The organism is Enterobacter sp. CM29, from assembly GCF_013179605.1.
In the GTDB taxonomy this organism is placed as follows: Bacteria; Pseudomonadota; Gammaproteobacteria; order Enterobacterales; family Enterobacteriaceae; genus Enterobacter; species Enterobacter intestinihominis.
This window is the reverse complement of the sequence record NZ_JABMCU010000082.1, coordinates 1-18,746: the sequence shown is the minus strand read 5'-3', so window position 1 is coordinate 18,746 and position 18,746 is coordinate 1. Positions and strand designations below refer to the sequence as shown.

Annotated in this window: 15 protein-coding genes; 4 read left to right on the top strand and 11 right to left on the bottom strand. The window is 54.5% G+C overall.

Features of this window, described 5'->3' with window-relative positions; all coding sequences use genetic code 11:
- The 3 genes from HP459_RS12130 to HP459_RS12120 all read right to left on the bottom strand — a co-directional run.
- Positions 1-3,181: STY4851/ECs_5259 family protein (locus tag HP459_RS12130; RefSeq protein ID WP_171936257.1), on the bottom strand; the 3,181-nt coding region annotated here is incomplete at its 3' end.
- Between the two features lie 484 nt (positions 3,182-3,665).
- Complete coding sequence (locus HP459_RS12125; RefSeq protein ID WP_171936256.1) at positions 3,666-4,256, bottom strand: bifunctional 2-polyprenyl-6-hydroxyphenol methylase/3-demethylubiquinol 3-O-methyltransferase UbiG; 591 nt, start codon at positions 4,254-4,256, stop codon at positions 3,666-3,668.
- The gene (locus HP459_RS12120; RefSeq protein ID WP_171936255.1) at positions 4,256-5,269 is read right to left on the bottom strand and encodes an HNH endonuclease domain-containing protein; all 1,014 of its coding nucleotides are present in this window, start codon (positions 5,267-5,269) and stop codon (positions 4,256-4,258) included. Before HP459_RS12120 ends, HP459_RS12125 begins: the two co-directional genes overlap by 1 nt.
- A 448-nt stretch (positions 5,270-5,717) precedes the next feature.
- On the opposite strand from HP459_RS12120, the gene HP459_RS12115 reads away from it, so the two are divergent.
- Positions 5,718-6,173 (top strand): SymE family type I addiction module toxin, encoded by a 456-nt coding sequence (locus HP459_RS12115; protein ID WP_171936254.1) that lies wholly within the window; start codon positions 5,718-5,720, stop codon positions 6,171-6,173.
- A 44-nt stretch (positions 6,174-6,217) separates the two neighbouring features.
- On the opposite strand, the gene trpS is transcribed toward HP459_RS12115, so the two are convergent.
- Positions 6,218-7,219: a tryptophan--tRNA ligase gene (gene trpS, locus HP459_RS12110; RefSeq protein WP_171936253.1), complete on the bottom strand. Its 1,002-nt coding sequence runs from the start codon at positions 7,217-7,219 to the stop codon at positions 6,218-6,220.
- Between the two features lie 199 nt (positions 7,220-7,418).
- On the opposite strand from trpS, the gene fosA reads away from it, so the two are divergent.
- Entirely contained in the window at positions 7,419-7,844 is a 426-nt protein-coding gene (gene fosA / locus HP459_RS12105) for a FosA/FosA2 family fosfomycin resistance glutathione transferase (RefSeq protein WP_171936252.1), read from the top strand.
- Here the strand turns inward: fosA and HP459_RS12100 are convergent.
- A complete protein-coding gene (locus tag HP459_RS12100) occupies positions 7,830-8,837 on the bottom strand; it encodes a LacI family DNA-binding transcriptional regulator (RefSeq protein WP_058677531.1) in 1,008 nt (335 codons plus the stop codon). The two genes, fosA and HP459_RS12100, sit on opposite strands and share 15 nt — an antisense overlap.
- 185 nt (positions 8,838-9,022) lie before the next feature.
- Here HP459_RS12100 and HP459_RS12095 point away from each other — a divergent pair, with 185 nt between their 5' ends.
- Together HP459_RS12095 and HP459_RS12090 are read left to right on the top strand one after the other, a co-directional pair.
- The gene (locus HP459_RS12095; RefSeq protein ID WP_171936251.1) at positions 9,023-10,111 is read left to right on the top strand and encodes a cellulase family glycosylhydrolase; all 1,089 of its coding nucleotides are present in this window, start codon (positions 9,023-9,025) and stop codon (positions 10,109-10,111) included.
- 45 nt (positions 10,112-10,156) lie between these two features.
- Positions 10,157-11,551 carry an MFS transporter gene (locus tag HP459_RS12090; protein WP_063854191.1) on the top strand — a complete coding sequence of 465 codons (1,395 nt, stop codon included), beginning with the start codon at positions 10,157-10,159 and terminating at the stop codon, positions 11,549-11,551.
- Positions 11,552-11,585: 34 nt separating this feature from the next.
- Here the strand turns inward: HP459_RS12090 and HP459_RS12085 are convergent, their stop codons facing one another.
- From HP459_RS12085 to HP459_RS12060, 6 genes are all read right to left on the bottom strand, one after another.
- A complete protein-coding gene (locus HP459_RS12085) occupies positions 11,586-12,890 on the bottom strand; it encodes an McrC family protein (protein WP_038415215.1) in 1,305 nt (434 codons plus the stop codon).
- Positions 12,887-14,950, bottom strand: coding sequence for an McrB family protein (locus tag HP459_RS12080; RefSeq protein ID WP_045259561.1), 2,064 nt, complete (start codon positions 14,948-14,950; stop codon positions 12,887-12,889). The genes HP459_RS12085 and HP459_RS12080 overlap by 4 nt, the downstream gene beginning before the upstream one ends.
- A gap of 131 nt (positions 14,951-15,081) precedes the next feature.
- Entirely contained in the window at positions 15,082-15,903 is an 822-nt protein-coding gene (locus HP459_RS12075; RefSeq protein WP_038415217.1) for an alpha/beta fold hydrolase, read from the bottom strand.
- 30 nt (positions 15,904-15,933) lie between these two features.
- Positions 15,934-17,553, bottom strand: coding sequence for an MFS transporter (locus HP459_RS12070; RefSeq protein WP_171936250.1), 1,620 nt, complete (start codon positions 17,551-17,553; stop codon positions 15,934-15,936).
- Positions 17,550-17,957 (bottom strand): DoxX family protein, encoded by a 408-nt coding sequence (locus HP459_RS12065; RefSeq protein WP_171936249.1) that lies wholly within the window; start codon positions 17,955-17,957, stop codon positions 17,550-17,552. Before HP459_RS12065 ends, HP459_RS12070 begins: the two co-directional genes overlap by 4 nt.
- Positions 17,957-18,746, bottom strand: a 790-nt coding sequence (locus HP459_RS12060; RefSeq protein WP_171936248.1) for an amidohydrolase family protein, incomplete at its 5' end; no start/stop codon positions are given. The genes HP459_RS12060 and HP459_RS12065, both read right to left, overlap by 1 nt.

The window sequence follows — 18,746 nt, the reverse complement described above, 5'->3', positions numbered from 1 at the left end:
GTTCAAACACAGTTTCAAAGGAAGTTTTACCGCTTGCCACTGCAGCCGCGAAAACAGGTAACCAGGCAACTGAATAGCGATAATCAGCCTCGGGATAAATATCTATCACTACATCTGTTTGTGATGACATCCAGTTATGCAGTCGCTTACAGCCATATTCTGGCCACCGAGCTTCACTGTGTTCGCGTAAAAGCTCCTGATACCACTCACGGACAAAGGATGTTGGAATGGGAGGAGGGAATTTCCCATAACTTAACCATTTTTCAACTTCATCGGCATAAGTTGGAAATACGGTCCCTAATTGTCGATACATCTTACTCAGCAGTGTTACCAAAACTTCATCTGGTGCCCCTTTTTGGGTCAGGAATCGTTTGAAGGTTTCTGCTGCGGATTTGATTTCTAATATAGGGAAAAACTCCCAAAAAACAGGGAATTCATTCTCAATGCGGTTTAAATACTCGGCGGACATTTCAAATTTGAAGAGAGACATCGCCAGCGCTCTTGGATGTTGTACGAGTGCTCGCCATACTTCAAATGTAGCCAGCGGAAGATAGCCAAAATGTTCATAAAGACTGTGCATAAACTGCCAACCGGAGTGCGCAGGATCGGTAGCCATCTGATCAAGCACCAGCGTTATGGTATTCACTTTTGCCTGGGGATTAAAAAGTTGGGTGGCTTTCTGAAGTGAACGAACGCTACTTTCTTCGCCATGTAAGGAAGATTCGCCACGAATGAAGCATGGACGAAACGCCATTTCATCACCTTCCTTTGGGACTACTAGCCAAGGCCCGTTTTTGCTAACGATTGAACTCAGTTCATATTCACCAACAGGTACACCCTCACTTAGCCTCGATGACAACGAGACTGCTTTTCGCTCTGGCTCGCTCAATAACATGATGACAGGAGAAGGGAGTTGCCCGGCACGATAGCTTGTCGACTGGCTGGTGAGAACTTCTTTTTCATAATCATAACGCAAACTGTATTTGTAGCGCCGAATCTGCCAGCTCATCGCTACGCCAGCACCTCTGATTCGCATATCCACAACCTGGTCAATTCCGGACTCAAGAGAGAGCAAATTTTCAATATGCTCTCTTAGACTGTATAAATTGAGTTCAATAGGGCGTTCTCCTGCCGTATAAAACCATTCATGCCATGCCTGTTGACCATTTATAGTGCTTAGATGTAATTCCAGTGAAAATCGAGTCGGTTCACCATTTTTACCAAACAAGTAGGCTCTTGAACCAAGTAAATCATGCAAAGTGATATTTTTTTCAAGAAGGTCTCCATTTGCATCAAAAACCAAACAACCTTTAGCAGGATAAGGCAAAGTCAATTCAATTGAGTCAGCCCCCAAATTAGGATAAATTTCCAGAGAGATAAAGGCGGGAGGGATGCCTTCGGCTTTGAGTAATATCTCGGTGCGTCCTGCTGCGCGTTTTCGCGCAATCTCGAATGTTTTATTTTTTAAGACAGACATGCAGGGATGTTGCGTTGAGATGACAATGGTACCTTCATTAGCCTGATCGCCACCATGAATCTGAACATTAAAGTCTGCCGGTAATATTCCAATTTTTCGACGGAGTATCGTCTCATTATCACTATTCCTGACCGAAACAAATTGAGATCCCATCATCTCTTGTAACTGGCATTCTTCGATTGATTTACTATTAAAATAAGGTTTAAATTGGATATGTTTTACATCAGGATTTTTCGAGGTGACTTTAGGGACCCCAAGGAATGTTTCAGTAGGGTTGCATACCCAATTTACTCTTTTACCATAAAACTCAACCCCACCAGGGTTAGTCTGTTCTTTTCCAGTGCGTATACGATATATTTCATCTCCGGAAATAATTAATTCATGGCAACCTTTTACGGAGAGTGTTTCGAAGCCTAAGACTGAAATTGTATTCAAAGTCGTTTCATATCCTGAAACAGTTGTCTTTTCTCGAGGTAGAACAATAAGAACATCGCTGTTACGAACATTGCACGAAGCTTGCCCTTGTAATAGCCATCGTTCTCCATCAGCAACAAAAGTAAGTGGAACCTCACCAATGGCGATTTCGCTATCATCCAGTTTTATTGCGCCAACATTCATTCCGCCTGCCCGAGCAACTAACGATAAACTCGCAGAAGGGGCATGTCTGGCAAATCGTGATTCATTTTTACGGATGCGAATTCTGGCATGCGATTTTTCGAGGGACGCATAGACTACACCAAGGCTTGCTACTTCGTTAATGCCTTCGTAAATAGCAAGTTCAAATCGTGTGGTTGAAGGTTCACTAATAATTGGAAAAGAGAGTTCATCTGGTAACGAAACTATCGCACGTATTTGATCCGGCGATTTTTCTGTCCAAAAGAACTGACAACCGGTACATTTATTTTTTTGTGAACGAGGTTTTGTTTCTATAGATGCAGTACGCAACAATCCATTTAGAAAGCGGGTGCCTGTTTCATCATCAAGTGGCATAGGGAATTCATCCCGCCATTTTGGATGCGTTTTATCAAGCTGCGCTACTGGTTCAGAGTCATCGCTTAGATTATACATCAGTACCAATGAGCTGAGTTTTTCTGCCATATGACTGATGAGCTCTACTGATGTGTCTTCAATAAAAACAGCTGGAAGCGAAGATCTTTCTATAATGTTTCTTACCAGTGAAAGCATGGAAAAACCTGCTATCTGAGCTTGTTCATACTGATTAAGGATCCGGGAAAATACGGTTTGAAAACTACTATCTGATTCCTTCAGTAAACGAAAAGGTAGACCACCCTCACTGAACAACGTTCCTAGAAAGTTACGTCTATCCGATTCATAAAATCGAATTGGTCGCATCCAGTAACTCTCCATCCCTTTAGGAACGATATGCCTTAGTTCCGTCGCCGTTAACGATGTACCTAGCTTTTTATAAATGGGATCCCAAGTCCACCCACAATTCCGCTCATAGTCTCTGCGGTACCATTCAGAGCAAAAAAACACAAAACAGGAAGCATAGCCTTTATCATCAACAATATTTGTAGTTTGGCTAACCGCTCGAAGTAACTGCGTTAAGTCCACATATTCTTCATTCGTCGCTTGATATTCATAAAGCGGGCGGCCATCGGGTTGTCTCAATCCTCTACGACTAAGAAAGTTTGTTAGCCATGAAGTACATTTTGTCCATGAAATGCATTCTGATTGAACCAAAGCATGCTCCTTATAGTCAAGCGAGACAAGACATTAATGAATGTTTAATTTAAAAAAACCGATCAGCGTACCCTCGAGGCGTTTGTATGGCAATCACTAATTTTTGTAGGTGACCTAGAGGGATACTACAGATATATAACATATCAAATATTGATTAATTGCCTGATCATCATTACTCTCACTTATGATTTCTAAGTAAAAGCAAATTTCACTTAAGTGGCGAGTAAGTAATATATCTGAAAAATTCCCTATTACGCTATATAACAATTATGGTGATGGTTCAATAGTAAAAGACGAAATTTGTATAACTTGTCAAAAAAAGAGAACGAGCTAACTGTTTGGACTATGATTAACTAAGTTCATTAGAGCTGCGATAGCATATTTGTTGAGGATAGATTGATATAGCCATTTATGTCGGCATTAAGATGAGATGTGTACAACTGAACATATCAATATGAGTCCTTCAACGATAAGTAAAGCCACTCTAAAAAACAGTGTTTTTTTTGTGTAATATCCCATTTAACCATCTCTCACTTCTTTCCGGCCGATAATCCTTCGTAACCCAAAGCGAAGTTATCTCCACATCTGTTATATTACTTATTCCCATCCGCAATCCCTCTTCATCCAGGTCCGTAAACCGTCTTTCACCCTGAACGCGTTCACCGTTTCCATACTTAAAGGACACGTACCAGACGCCGCCAGGCTTAAGCGCATCCGCAAGCTTCTGCATCACGGCAGGCAACCCAAAAGAGGGGACATGCAGCAAAGAGGCACAGCACCAGATCGCATCGTACTGCGCTTTAGCGTCGATCTCTGAAAATGTCATCAGCTGCACGGGTAACCCGGTATGTTGCTTTGCCAGCTCCACCATCGCGGAAGAGGCATCAAAAGCATCCACCTGGTAACCCATCTCATGAAAGGCTTTTGCGTCCCGGCCTGAACCGCAGCCAGCATCCAGAACCCGGGCACCGTGAGGCAGATGTTGGGTGAAGGCCTCGTAAAGCGGGGTCATATCGACATTGACCGTGCCATCAAAGAAATCCTGCGCGTGATTCTGATAGTAGTGAAGTGTCATTAAAACGTTGCCTCGCCTTCCGCGTTGGGTTTCCAGGTATGGATAAGTTTGTCCAGCGCGGCCTGCCAGTTACGCTGAAGAAAGCTTTTCCGTGCTTCAGGACGTTGCCCTGTCTGTAGAACAATCGTCTCATGCAACGGCAGTTTGCTCTGAATAAAATACTCATTGCGGGTGTGTAACCGCTGCAGGAGCCTGAGCTCGGGAATGCGTGCAGATTTGCCTTCGACGCCACGGTTACAACACCGACAGGCCAGCACTAAGTTCCATACGCCGTTAATATTGCTCACTTCATGGCGAGCAGCCCAGGGAATAAAGTGATCAACGTCCGCCAGTTCTGCGTCTCCCGTTACCAGACTGATGGGTTTAAAGCAGTAAAAACAGCGTCCTTTCTGGTAACCGTTCAGGCTGTCGCGGCAGCTGGTGATGTCTACGCGACGCGCGTTCACCCTCGTGAACAACAGCTGATTATCATCGTCGAACTCCACGCCCACAAGGTTACGTGAAACCCCCATCGACCAGGCCTGTTCCACCATGTTCCAACGCGCATTGGTTTCAAAGGCGAGGTTTTTATACTGCAGGCGTTCGCCCAGTAAAAAGAAGTTGTCCGTCAGGCGGATCCCATTATTGGTTTTGCGCTCATCAAGGAAAAAACGTTTATCGATCTCGCCTTGGTTCACATAATGAAAGGCATCAATCACGTTGTTAAACCCAAGGCGCACCGTCGCTTCAATGAGCTGAGCGTGGGTGATTTCACCTCTGTTGAACTTCAGGCAGGTTTCCAGAAATTGACTGCTGCGGGAGGTGATCTGTTTTGGCGCATGTTTCAGGTGCTCGCAAAGATAGCGGCTGAACGGCACCGCAAGCTGGTCGAGCGTAATCAAATCGCTGCCCGTCTTATCCACTTCATAAAGCGCTGACGCCAGCGCAAATTTGTAAGATGCGACGTTCCTTCCAAAGAGGATCACACCACGCCAGTAGTTCTCAAGCGTCGGATCGGCCTGATAAAATTCCATTGATGAAGTCCTGTTACGGTTGGCTGGGCAGGGCGTTACTAAAGCCTGTAACAGGATCACATAACAAAATCAGGGTGATGTAAATCGTTAATCTATAGGTTTGATGAATTTTTGAGAGGTTAGAGAGGAAGTTATCGGGACAACCGATACGGTATTAGCGCAGGTTTACAAACGAACAGATATCTGGAAGAGGTGAATTGAACAGGTTTCCAGCCGAAGTGTTGTCATTTCTCGAATTAAAACCCTATTTCCTGAATCCCTCTCGCAAATTCCAAATTTACCCCACGTCAAACCGCTGTATTTATATTCAGCCCTGTATAATGAGCACCAGAAATTACGCCGAACGGCAAAGGAAGTATCGAATAATATTTAAAGAGAGAATTCGCGATATGAAGGTGCTGCAACACCCCCATACCGCTAACCACAACCAACTTGATAGGAGTTGTATATGGCTGCGACGAATTTTAAGCCAGAGTTTACTGTTTGCAAAACAGAATCAGACGCTTTCACCGGCATGATTGAAAACCGCGAGCTGGTACGCAAAAACAGCGCCCGCCGACTTCACGGCAACCCGCCCAACGCGGCGCCTGTCCATCCCCGCGCGGAAACACCGCAGGACAGTGCAGCCTGCTGCGAACTGTATGCCCGCATAGACATGAAATATCTTCTGCTGGGCGGCGAGTGGTTAACCCGAGCGGGCTTTATCGACGGCATGCCCGTAAAAATCCGCGCCATGAAAGACTGCATTGTGATTACGCCTCAGCATACAAGAGAATTATGGGGATGCCTGGAAGGGATGAGCGTGGTGAATATTAATAAGCAGAAAGTCGCACAGTGGTTAAAAACATTTCCGGGCGCGTTAAATGACACCGGCGATCTTCCGGTAATTAAGCGTAACGCCTGATAAATATCCCGGCCCTGCGCCGGGATTATTATTTAAGCTGCGTTTTAAAACACCGGCACCCCCAGCCCAACCTTCACCTCCCTCAACGTCTCCTGCGTCACCCCCTGCGCCCGTTCGGTCCCGCGCTTCAGCATCGCCATCAGTTCCCCCTTATCCTGCATATACATCGCCCTCCGCTCCCGCATCGGCGCAATCAGCTCCTGCAAACACGCCTCCAGCTCGTTCTTACAAACCTGATCCCCCAGCCCGCCCGCCTGATAGTGCGCCTTCATTGCCGCCACTTTGTCCTTGTCCGGATGAAACGCGTCGAGGTACGTAAACACCACGTTCCCCTCAATCTGTCCCGGGTCGCTCACCTTCAGGTGGTTCGGGTCGGTGTACATGGCGCTCACCGCACGGTGAATCGTCTCTTCGCTGGCCGAAAGGTGCAGCGTGTTGCCCAGCGATTTCGACATCTTGGCGCTGCCGTCGATGCCGGGCAGACGGCTGGTGTCGCTCAGCATCGCCTTGCAGTGGCGCAGCACCGGGGCGGGCAGCAGGCTGTTCATCTTGTGCACAATCTCGTTGGTCTGCTCAATCATCGGCAACTGGTCGTCGCCGACGGGCACGCACTCGGCCTTAAACGCGGTGATGTCCGCCGCCTGGCTGATGGGGTAGGCCATAAACCCGACCGGCAGCGAGCGGGCGAACCCTTTCTGCGCAATCTCGTTCTTCACCGTCGGGTTACGCTCCACGCGGGCGACGGTGACGATGTTCATATACAGCATCGTCAGCTCGGCGAGGGCGGGCAGGGCGGACTGCAGGCAGATCGTGGTCAGGTTCGGGTCGATGCCGGCGGCGAGGTAGTCGGCCAGCACTTCGGGGATGTTGTCGCGGATCTTCTGCGGGTTGCTGCCGTTGTCGGTCAGCCCCTGCAGGTCGGCAATCAGCACAAACTGGTTGTGCGTCTGCTGAAGCGCCACGCGCTGGCGCAGCGATCCGACGAAGTGGCCGAGGTGCAGCGGGCCGGTTGGGCGGTCGCCGGTGAGGATGGTTGGTGCGTTCATAAAGACTCCTTAATGTTGTAATGCCGAAAGGGGTCTTAGAAATGTGAAAGCCGCCTTTCGGCGGCTATCTGAAAATGGGGAAAACTACTCCGTGCCGCCTTTAAGAAGGCAGCCACCAGCGGTTTACGGTGAGCACGGCGTGGTTTATGTTCATCTCTTTACCGTACCACGTCCGGCGCGAAAAACAAAAGGGCACGTCATGCTGCAATCTCTCAATCATCTGACCCTCGCGGTCAGCGACCTGCAAAAAAGCGTCACCTTCTGGCACGAGCTGCTGGGGCTTGCGCTGCACGCCCGCTGGAATACCGGGGCCTATCTCACCTGCGGCGATCTGTGGGTCTGCCTGTCGTACGACGAGGCGCGCCGGTACGTGCCGCCGCAGGAGAGCGACTACACCCACTACGCGTTTACCGTGGCGGAAGAGGATTTTGAAGCGTTCTCGCGCAAGCTGGAGCAGGCGGGCGTCACCGTCTGGAAGCAGAACAAAAGCGAGGGGGCGTCGTTCTATTTTCTCGACCCGGACGGGCACAAGCTGGAGCTGCACGTGGGCAGCCTCGCCGCGCGGCTGGCGGCGTGTCGCGAGAAGCCTTATGCGGGCATGGTATTTACTTCAGACGGGGCTTGAGGCGCGCACCTTCAGCCTGCCCGCCAGCGTCACGTGCGTGGCGGCATCTTCCTGATTGCACAGGTACTCCACCGCCAGCCGTCCCAGCTCGCTGTAGGGCAGCTGGATACTGGTCAGCGGTGGGGTGAGCTGCTCGGAGATCTTCTGGTCGTCGTAGCCCGCCAGCAGCATGTCCTGCGGGATACGCACGCCGTTCACCGCCAGCGCCTGGTAGCAGCCAATCGCCAGCCAGTCGCTGGCACAGAAAATGGCGTCCGGGCGTTCGGTCAGTTCCAGCAGGGACGTGGTGGCGGTAAAGGACTCGCTGAACTGCCAGTTGGTCTGGCGCACCAGGCTCTCGTCACACGTTAAACCGGCCTGCTTCAATGCCGCCTGGTAGCCCGCCAGACGCTGGCGCGAGGCCTCCATCCAGCTCTCGCCGGTGATGTGGGCGATACGGCTGGCGCCGCAGGCGATGAGGTGTTTAGTCACCTGGAAAGCGTTGGCGTAGTCGTCCGGGATAAACGACGGCAGCAGCGGCGAGCCGGGGTCGCGCTGGTTGAGCAGCACCAGCGGGATGCGGGTACAGTCCTGAAATGGCGTCATATCGACGACGTTCGTGACCGGAGAGGCAAGAATAATCCCGATGCAGTTGCGCTTGTCCAGCTGGCGGATGATGTTCAGGGCCAGCTCCACGTCGTCGCCGTAGTCGTAGACGGTGAGCAGCGTCTCGTTGCGCCACGCCGCTTCCCGCGCCTGGCTGATGGCGTCGATAAACGGGTCGAAGCTCTGCAACGAGCTGACCAGCAGGGCGATCTCCTCCTGGTTGCGCGGAGCGTGAATGGCAGGAAGACGGTCGTAGCCGAGCTCGGTAGCGACGCTAATCACCCGCTGGCGGGTGTCGTCGCTGAGCTTGATGTTGCGGGACTGGTTAAGCACCAGCGATACCGTCGCCTGCGACACGCCCGCCGCCCGCGCAATATCGTTCATCGTCACTTTCGTTTTTCGCTTCATCCGTCCTCTCCCTTTCGCGAATTTGCATCATACCCTAACCGCACGCTTTAGCGCCGCCGATCACGTTTCTCATTCATCGAAGCGTGAACTTTGTGAGAGGCGTTGCTTTTCTTTGCACCGCGATTTGCGCATTTATCCCGCAGCTAATATTTATTAGCTAAACATTATCAGCAAGAGGATGCGTAATGAAAGAGCAGTGGAGTAAAGAACAGGCACAGGCGTGGTATCAGCAAAAAGGCTGGCTGTGCGGGTTCAACTATCTGCCGTCGACAGCGGTGAACTGGACCGATATCTGGCAGGAAGAGACCTTCGATCCCGCCACTATCGACCGCGAGCTGGGCTGGGCGGCGGACGCGGGCTATAACACCCTGCGCATCAACCTGCCGTTCATCGTCTGGGAGCACGACCGTGACGGGCTGATGGCGCGCATCGACCGCTTTTTGACGATTGCCGACGACAACGGGTTCAGCACCATGCTGACCCTGATGGACGACTGCGGTTTCTCCGGCGACGAGCCGTACCTCGGCCCGCAAAAGCCGCCCGTACCGGGCAAACACAACAGCCAGGCGGCGGCGAGCCCGGGGCGCGACAAGGTGTGCGATCGAGACTGCTGGCCACAGATTGAGCGCTATATCCGCGACGTTGTGCGCCAGTTCCGCGAGGATAAGCGCGTATTGCTGTGGGATCTGTATAACGAGCCGGGAAACCGCGGCATTTTCGCGACGGGCACGGAAGAGGTGCTGTACGACGAGAAGCTGGAGACCTGCGCGCACGAGTTGATGAAGCTGGCGTTCCGCTGGGTGCGTAAGGAAGATCCGACCCAGCCGCTCACCGTCTGCGCGTGGCGTCTGCCGGCGGAAGAGGAGGGCGAGACGTTTTATCAGCACCCGCTGGACCAGACCGCGCTGGAACTGTCGGACGTGGTGAGCTATCACGCCTACACCAATACCGGGCGCATGACGGCGATTATCCAGCAACTTCAGGCGCTGGGCCGCCCAATCTTCTGCACCGAATGGCTGGCGCGTCACGTGGGCGGCACCATCGAAGAGCAGCTCCCGCTGATGTACATGGCAAAGGTCGCGCCGTATCAGTGGGGGCTGGTGCGCGGTAAAACCCAGACCTGGCTGCCGTGGCCGGTGGTGATGAAGGAGTCCACGGACTACTGCCGCCTGTGGTTCCACGACGTGTTCGAGGAGAACGGTATCCCGTTTTCACGCGCTGAAATCGCGCTGATGAAGAAGCTGCGCAATATCGCCCCGGATCCGCAGGGCTAATAATAACGACCCGGCGCGCTGTCGCCGGGCAACCAGGTACGCACTATGGCAATGACAATGAAAATACCGTCTCGCGAGTTATGGTCCTACTTTGGCTATGGTTTAGGTCAGTGTTTTAGCTTTGGTTTAGTGGGTTCGTTTATAAACTATTTTTACACCGACGTGCTGGGGATCTCGGCGCTGGCGGCAAGTACCATCTTCCTGATTGCCCGCGCGTGGGACGCGGTTCACGATCCGCTGTTTGCCAGCATTATGGACACCATTAACAGCCGGTTTGGCAAGTTTCGCCACTTTTTACTGATTGCGCCGCTGCTGATTACCGGCGTCACGCTGCTGGCGTTCTATAAAATCGAAGCGGACATGACCACCAAAATCCTCTACGCCGGGGTGACGTATATCCTGTGGGGGACGCTGTACGCCATCTCCGATATCCCGTTCTGGTCGATGTCGTCGGTGATGACCAATGACTCCGGCCAGCGCACCCGCGCGGTGACGGCGGCAATGCTCGGGGTAAACGCCGGGATTGCCTGCGCCAACATCTTCTTCCCGAAGCTGGCGGCGTTCTTTGCCCAGTACAGCAACGATAAAGGCTACTTTATGGCGGCGCTGGTGATGATGCTGGTGGGCCTGCCGCTGATGCTCAACGGCTTTATGCAGATCAAAGAGCGCGTCCCGCCCAGCCCGGAAAAGGTGACGATGCGCGACACCTTCCACAACCTGCGCCAGAACAAGCCGCTGTTTATCGTCCTGCTGTCGTTCTTTTTCTGCGTGTTCCATAACGTGGCGGGCGGACTCTATATCTACTTCTTTATCAACAACATGGGCGACGGCAGCCTGCAAATGGCAATTGGCGTGATGGGGATAGTGGCGGCGGTGCTGTGCCTGGTCGCCCCGCTGCTGACGCGCCGGATGCAGAAGCGGAAGCTGTTTATGATCCTCTGCGGGCTGGACGTGGCGGTGCGCGTGGTGATGTGGTTCACGGGCTATCAGCACACGGCGCTGCTGTTTATCCTGCTCGGCCTGAGCACGCTGTTCGTGATGATGACCAACATCCTCACCTCGTCGATGATTGCCGACACCATCGAGTATGCGGAATACCACACCCACAAGCGCTGCGCGGCGATCACCTTCTCCGGGCAGACCTTTACCGGCAAGATGTCGGTGGCGGTGGGCGGCGGGTTAATCGGCGTGTTTCTGACGATGATCAACTATGTGCCGCAGGCGCAGTCACAGAGCGACAGCGTGCTGTCGGGGCTGTTCTTCGGCATTTGTTTGTTGCCGGCGATTGGGTCGCTGATCCGCATGGGCTTTATGTCGCGCTTTACCTTTACCGAGGAGAAGCATGCGGAAGTGTGTCGGCTGCTGGCAGAACGCAGGCGGGGGAGCGAGCAGAATGGCATCGTGGATGAGGCGTTGACCCGCCCGGTATCGGTCAATTAATCGCTTCAGACGCCTGCTTTGCAGGCGTCTGCTTCTAATTCCGCAGCTTCAGGGACTCGGGGAGGTGGAGTATCGAGCTCTGAATACTGGTTCCGATGGTAAAAGGGACGATCCACAAACGTAGCGCATGGCTGTCCGGCTTATGAAGTTCGAAGGGATGGGGAAGCGCATCGCTAAAACCGTCATGCTGCGGGTAGATCAGGATCATATCGCCGCGGCTATCGAGATATTTCGTTCCGTAGGCCAGCATCTGGTAAAGATCGCTTTGCGAAATGTTAAAGCCAGGTTTATGAGGCTTAATCTTTTTCCATTTCGTATCGCAAATAATTGAAGAATGTTTCGACGTGTCATACGGGCGAAGCCAGATATCCGGCTTGAGTCTAAACATATACCTGGTGTGATAGCGAGCCAGAGTGTGTGTTTTTGCTTGGGTATCAATTTGGTAACGTTGATGATGATGATGCCTCATCCACGCCGCAACAAAGGATTCAAATACCGCTTCCATTGGAAAGAGCAGCGATATGGCATCAGCATGACCCTGCATACAAAGTGGTGACTCCCCGTGTAGGATCAATTTGGCCCACTCCAGCGCCTGTTCATAGTGATGCATATGCCTGTCGAGGCGAACCAGATCGAACGCGTGAGCGGTATCAACAACGGGAGGAATACCTTCGAAGGCCGACTGCAAGGGGCGAAGCTGCTGGATGAGCTGAGGGTTGCGGGTCAGGCGCGAAACCGTATCGATGGCCGTTTTGAGAATGCGGTTCTCCGGTCGGTCAACACTGTACTCGTCATACTCCACCTGAAAGCGATCCCGGCGAACGCTATTTGTCGACAGTTGTGCTGAAACCCGCAGTTTTCCCTTCATCCACGGTAGATTCTCCTGCTGGCGAAGGTAGTCACGCTTAAGACCCTGCAGCAGGACCGCCTGGACGCTCTGGATAAATTGATGAATAAAGATATCCATCAGCGGCATGCGCGAGGTTTTAATACTGGCGGAGGTTGTGGCGATGTGCCGGAAGGTTTTCAGCGTGCGCAGCATCATCATCAGCTGTTCGCGGGCGTTATCATGGCCGGTCTTTGGCAACACCTCGATGAACGCTCCTCCCGGCAGCGCAATGACGCCGACATAGTTTTTCACCTGCAGCACCTTCACGCGCCCGACCGTTTTCAGCGTCAGCAGGCGCGCGTCGTATTCCGCATCGTCGTTCAGGCAGCATTGCTCCAGCCACGCAAAACAGGCCGGAGGAAGCTCCACTGCGTCCTTAACCCGGCCGCTGTCCTTTTTACTGACCAAATAACCGTATTCAAAGGTGGACCACTGCCGCCGCCCGGTCATTCGTCGTTCTCCGCGCCTCGCGCACCTGCATCGTAAATCTGACGCCAGGCGATGGCATTATTCCAGACAGGATCGTCTTCGCCTGCAAGGTGATAGCGCTCTCCCTCTTCCTGCAGATCGTCCGATGCATCCGTTCCAAACAGCCGCTGAATATTTCCCTCGTTTTTGATCGAACGGATGAAGCACAGGGCGGGATCCTGCTTCTGGTTATCTCCAAGGACCAGACGAATTTTCTGCCAGTCGTTGTAAAAGTACTCCTCCAGCAGCGGCAGTACTTTATTTTTCATCACCCGCTGCAGACGGGCGAAAGCAATGTCATCGTCCTCCGTCTCAATTACCGGTATGAAAAAAGCGTGCCCGAGCGTGTGCTCGCTATCGTACAGCGCCTCAATGCGTTCATTGAGCATCTGCAGTAGCCGTTTGAGATCGATACCTTTGATGACGTGGCCTTCCAGAATGGAGGCTTTCGGCAGCATGGCCTTAAACTCGAAGCGGCGGCGCAGGGCGGTGTCCAGAGCGGTCAGGGAACGGTCCGCGGTATTCATGGTGCCGACCAGGAACAGGTTGTTTGGCACGCTGAATTTTTCGCCCGAATAGGGTAGCGTCACGCTCAGGGCCTCGGGTTCACCCATGCGCTTGGATTTCTCAATTAAGGTGATGAGCTCTCCGAAAATTTTGGAGATATTGCCACGGTTAATCTCGTCAACAATCAGCACGTAGTTCTGGCGTTTTGCCGGTGCATTTTTTTTCGGTGTGACGGGAAGATTATAATTATCATGAAGATAGTTGAGGATACCCCGGACATACGACTCGTTGTGGATATCAATCCCGTTGTTCTGATACCAGGCTTTGATGTCCTTCACGTAGGCGTTGTATCCATTCCCCAGATCCCCTTTTTTGCTGTTTAAAGGGAAGATGCCGAAGTTCGTTTCACTTTTATAGGTGACGCCGAACGGTTTACCTGATGTCGTTTTGAGCGTGGCGGCTTCGCCATTCAGCAGTTCTTTTTGAAACTTTGATAGCGCCTCGTTCAGCGCCAGCTGTTCACCTGCGTAACCAAACGCCGCATCCTCACAGATTTGCTTAAAGACGCCGGATTTAATGTCATAGCGAACGTTACCGTCACGGGTGGTATCGGCGCGTAGCCCTTCAATAAACTCTTCATAACCAAAGCTTTGGTGGAAAGTGACAAAGCGGATGCGCTGTTCGGAGACCAGCCGGTCATAAAGCGCTTTAAGTGCGTTCCGGTAATCACTGCCCTGAAGGCCATCCAGCAGGCGGGAATACTCAGCGGGTTCACAGGCGCGGACGGCATGCTCAACGGTGGAATAGGTTTTACCCGTCCCCGGAGGGCCATAGAGAATGACGTTCAGTGGAACATCCGCCACGCTCTCATCCGTATCCTGATCGTCGTCTTCGGCCCAGGACTCGCTACCTACCAGGCCGATATCACTCTTATCTTTGATGAAATGCGTGTAGAGATGCCACAGCGACATATTGAGTTCGACAGGGTCTACATGGCCGCCCAGCTCGCGGTTCAGAGCCGCCTTCAGCTCCAGGTTTTTTTCAAACCACGTCCCTTTCCCGGCGAGTCCAAGCCCGAAGCGGTTATTACAGTAGTTATAAATGCGGGAAAACATTTTGGTATTTACCACGTTCGAAACCCGCTCAGGGTACAGCGTGGCAAAAGCCCGGTGACACAACGCCCAGTACTGTTTCTTGAGAATGGATTTGGCCTTAAGCGCCTGTAGCTTGTTGACCACCTTTTCATATACGGCCGGGGTGCAGCCCTGTGCCATCAGGGTTGTGATTTCCCGCAGGTGAATCTGGGCCGCATTGTATTCGTTCTGCGACATTCCACCCTGTTTAATGCTGGCGACGCCGTTGGAGCGTTCATACCAAAGTGCCTTGATAAGGCTTTGATCACGAAACTCGGGTCGCTCTGTCGCTACGCGTTTGACCATCTGGTGATAGGCTGGCCCCCATTTAGGGCTGTATCGGCTGTTGTTATTGATATGCTCATTAAAGAAGGGGGCTAACGCGGTGCGATCCTGAACCATCACAAACTCCGGAAGTCGGGTAAAGGCGGTAAAGGTCAGTATTTTATAGGATTAATCTGAATGGTGTCACTGCTTGTTCAGGTGGGTTGAGGTGAAAAGGGGGCTGTCGCCGTTGGCGTCAGCCCTCAGACTTACAGCGACTTCACAAACGCCAGCAGATCTTCGTTGAGCTGATCCTGGTGGGTCAGCGCGAAGCCGTGCGGCGCGTTGTCGTACACCTTCAGCGTGGCGTTTTTGATCATCTCCGCCGCCAGCTTGCCGGTGCTTTCAAACGGCACGATCTGGTCGTTGCTGCCGTGGATCACCAGCGTTGGCACGTCGATTTTCGCCATATCCGGGCGGAAGTCGGTTTCGGCGAAGGCGGTCACGCAGTCGATGGTGCCCTTGAGGGACGCCAGCAGAGCGATGTTCAGCGTCTGCGTCAGGGCACCCGCGGAAACGGTCTGCCCGGCGTTGGTGCCGTAGAACGGGGTGGCGAAGTCGCTGATGAACTGGGCGCGATCTTTACGCAGTCCGTCACGGATGCCGTCGAACACGCTCTGATCCACACCCTGCGGGAAGGTATCCGATTTACCGAAGATTGGCGTCACCGCGCCCAGCAGCGCCAGACCAGCCACGCGTTCGCTGCCGTAGTTGTTGATGTAGCGGGTCACGTCGCCACCGCCCATGGAGAAGCCCACCAGCGTTACGTCGCGCAGATCCAGGGTAGTAATCAGGTCGTTAATGTCGGACGCAAAGGTGTCGTAGTCATAGCCGTTCCACGGCTGATCCGAACGCCCAAAGCCGCGACGGTCAAAGGCGATGGCGCGGAAGCCGCGCTCGGCCAGGTAGTTCAGCTGGCTGTCCCACATGTCGCCGTCCAACGGCCAGCCGTGGCTGAAGAGGATCGGTTTGCCCGCGCCGCAGTCTTTGTAGTAAATCTGCGTGCCGTCTTTTGCCTTAAACAGTGCCATAGTGTGTTCCTGTGCAGGTGATTGTTATGGTTATACCGGCGCGACCAGATAGCGAATTGCCGGTGATGTTGTGCCCTGATGAAAAGCCAGAACGCGGCTCTGCAACAGGAGGTCATTCATGGTGTGGCGTTCCTGCTGGCGCAAATGCTCAATCCAGGAACCCATCAGGAAGGTCTCGATAAACAGCCCTGGACGTTCGATATCCTCGTACACCGCCCAGCTCATCGCTCCGGCGCGGCGGCGCACCCGGCGTAGCTCGTGCACGGCCTGCAAAAACGCTTTCGCGTTCTGTGGGTCGATGATGTACTCGTGCGACACCAGCACCGGGCCGCGCTCGTTCGGGAGTTCAATCTCCACGCCGTCCAGCGGCTGCCCGCTCAGGTCGAGATTTAAATTCGGATCTTTCTCCAGCTTCCAGCGGAACGCCGTCGCGCTTGCCAGCACCATCCCCAGCGTGGCAACCACCAGCGAGGTTGGGGTGCCGAACTGCGAGGCGATCTGCCCCCAGACGGCGCTGCCTGCGGTCATCGAGCCGAAGAACACCGTCAGATACACAGCCAGCGCCCGGGCTTTTACCCAGCGGGCGGCGCTGCGCTGTGCGCCAAGGTTGAGGGTGGAGAGCACCGCAATCCACGCGAAGCCGGTGAAGAACTCAAACAGGTTCAGCAGCCAGACGTGGCGCACGAACGCCAGCGCCAGCATGGTGAGGGCAAACGTCAGGCTGGCGGCCACCATCAGCCGATCGGCATTCAGCCGCTGGCGCAGGCGCGGCAGCAGGATCGCCCCGGCAATCGCCCCCAGGCCGATACACGCCAGCATCACGCCGTAGCCCGCCGGGCCTAAGCCCAGCTCGTGGCGCGCCACCAGTGGCAGTAACGCCCAGCCCGCGCTGCCGAAAACGAAGAACGCCACGGTACGCACCAGCACGTTGCGCAGCACCGGGGCGGCGTGCACGTAGCGAATGCCGGACCGCACCGCCGAGAAGAAGTGCTCCGGCGGCAGCCGCTGCACGGAAGGCGCCGGACGCCAGCGCCACAGCACCCACGCCACGCCGACCACGGAGAGCGCGTTAAGCGCAAACACCATCCACGGCCCTGCCAGCGACAGCAGGAAACCGCCCAGCGCAGGGCCAATCGCCCGGCTGATGTTGACCCCGAGCGAGTTAAGCGCCACGGCGGAACCCAGCTCGGGCTTGCTCACCAGGTCAGGCACAATCGCCTGAAACGGCGGCGAGCTCATGGCCGCGCCCACGCTCAGCAGAAACGTTGCCGCCAGCAGAACGGTAGGGGTGACGTGTCCGGTGAAGGAGAGCACCGTCAGCCCGGCGGCGGCGATGAACACCCACAGCTGGGAGAAGAGCAGGTATTTTCGTCGGTCAACGATGTCCGCCATCACCCCGGACGGCAGGGCGAAGAGGAACATCGGCAGGCTGCTGGCCGCCTGCACCAGCGCGATATCCAGCGGATCGGCGCTGAGCGTCAGCATGCTCCAGTTGATGCCGACGTCGCTCATCCATGAGCCGACGTTAGAGACCACCGTGGCGATCCACAGCATGCGGAACACCGGCTGGCTCAGCGGCTGCCAGGGCGAAGCCGCCGATGCGGGCGTCGTCTCGACGTGTGCGTCGCGAACGTCGTTAACCTGGGTCATGCGAACCTCTCCGTCGTCTTACGCTGCAGCCGCCACTGGCCCGGTCCGGTGAGGGCGAGGGTGGTGAAGATAATCAGCAGCAGCCAGCCAAACTGCCCTTCGGCAATCGACCAGTCCGGGTGCACCGCCAGCATCGCCACCAGCAGCACGGTGATAATCGGCAGGCACGCCAGGCGGGTGTAAACCCCTGCAATGATAAACAGCGGGCAGATGACCTCGGCGACGATCGCCGGGATCAGGCTCGCGTAAGGTCCGAAACCAAACGGATCTTCGATGCGCGTCAGCTCTTCGCTGAAGTGGAGCACCTTCGGCAGGCCGTGCACGTAAAGCAGCAGCAGGCTGCCGGTCAGGCGCAGGAAAAACAGCCCTGGATCGATCCGGGGCGAAGCGTCGTTTTGTTTCATCAGAATGCAAAGCAGCTGCAGCCCAGCGCCCCCCAGAAAGCGTTATCGTCGGACACCGGCATCTCTGACGTGCGGGCGAAATCATGCTGGTGGCTATGAACCCCGCACGGGCCGCTGCAGTGGTGGACGGCGCTCATGCAGACGCGTGCGGCCTGCGGCGGCGCGCTGCGGTAGTGGCCCGGCACCTTCACCACCGGGGACCACTCGGGCAGGACCGGAATGGCGGGCGGCGCGAGCGGGCCAAAGCTGCCAGCGGCGTAGACGATATCGCCGTTGACCACGGTGAGGACGGACTCGATGCCCTTGATCTCCTCTTCCGGCACGCGGAAGTAATCTTTGCTGAGCACCGCCAGATCCGCGAGCTGGCCCGTTTTGATCTGCCCCTTCTGGTTCTGCTCGCTGGAGAACCACGCGCTGCCCTGGGTCCAGAGCATCAGGGCGGTATCGCGATCCAGACGGGCGCTGTGATCGTACATCTGCATCCCGCCAACGGTGCGGCCGGAGACCAGCCAGTAGAGCGCGGTCCACGGGTTATAGCTCGCCACGCGGGTGGCGTCGGTGCCTAAGCCCACCGGCACGCCAGTCTCCAGCATTTTCGCCACCGGCGGCGTGTGGCGGGTGGCTTCGATGCCGTAGCGCTCGGCGAAGTATTCCCCCTGGAAGGCCATGCGGTGCTGCACGGCAATGCCGCCGCCCAGTTCTTTGATGCGGTCGATGTTGGCCTGTGACACGGTTTCGGCGTGGTCGAAGAACCAGTGTAGCCCGTTGAACGGAATGTCGCGGTTCACC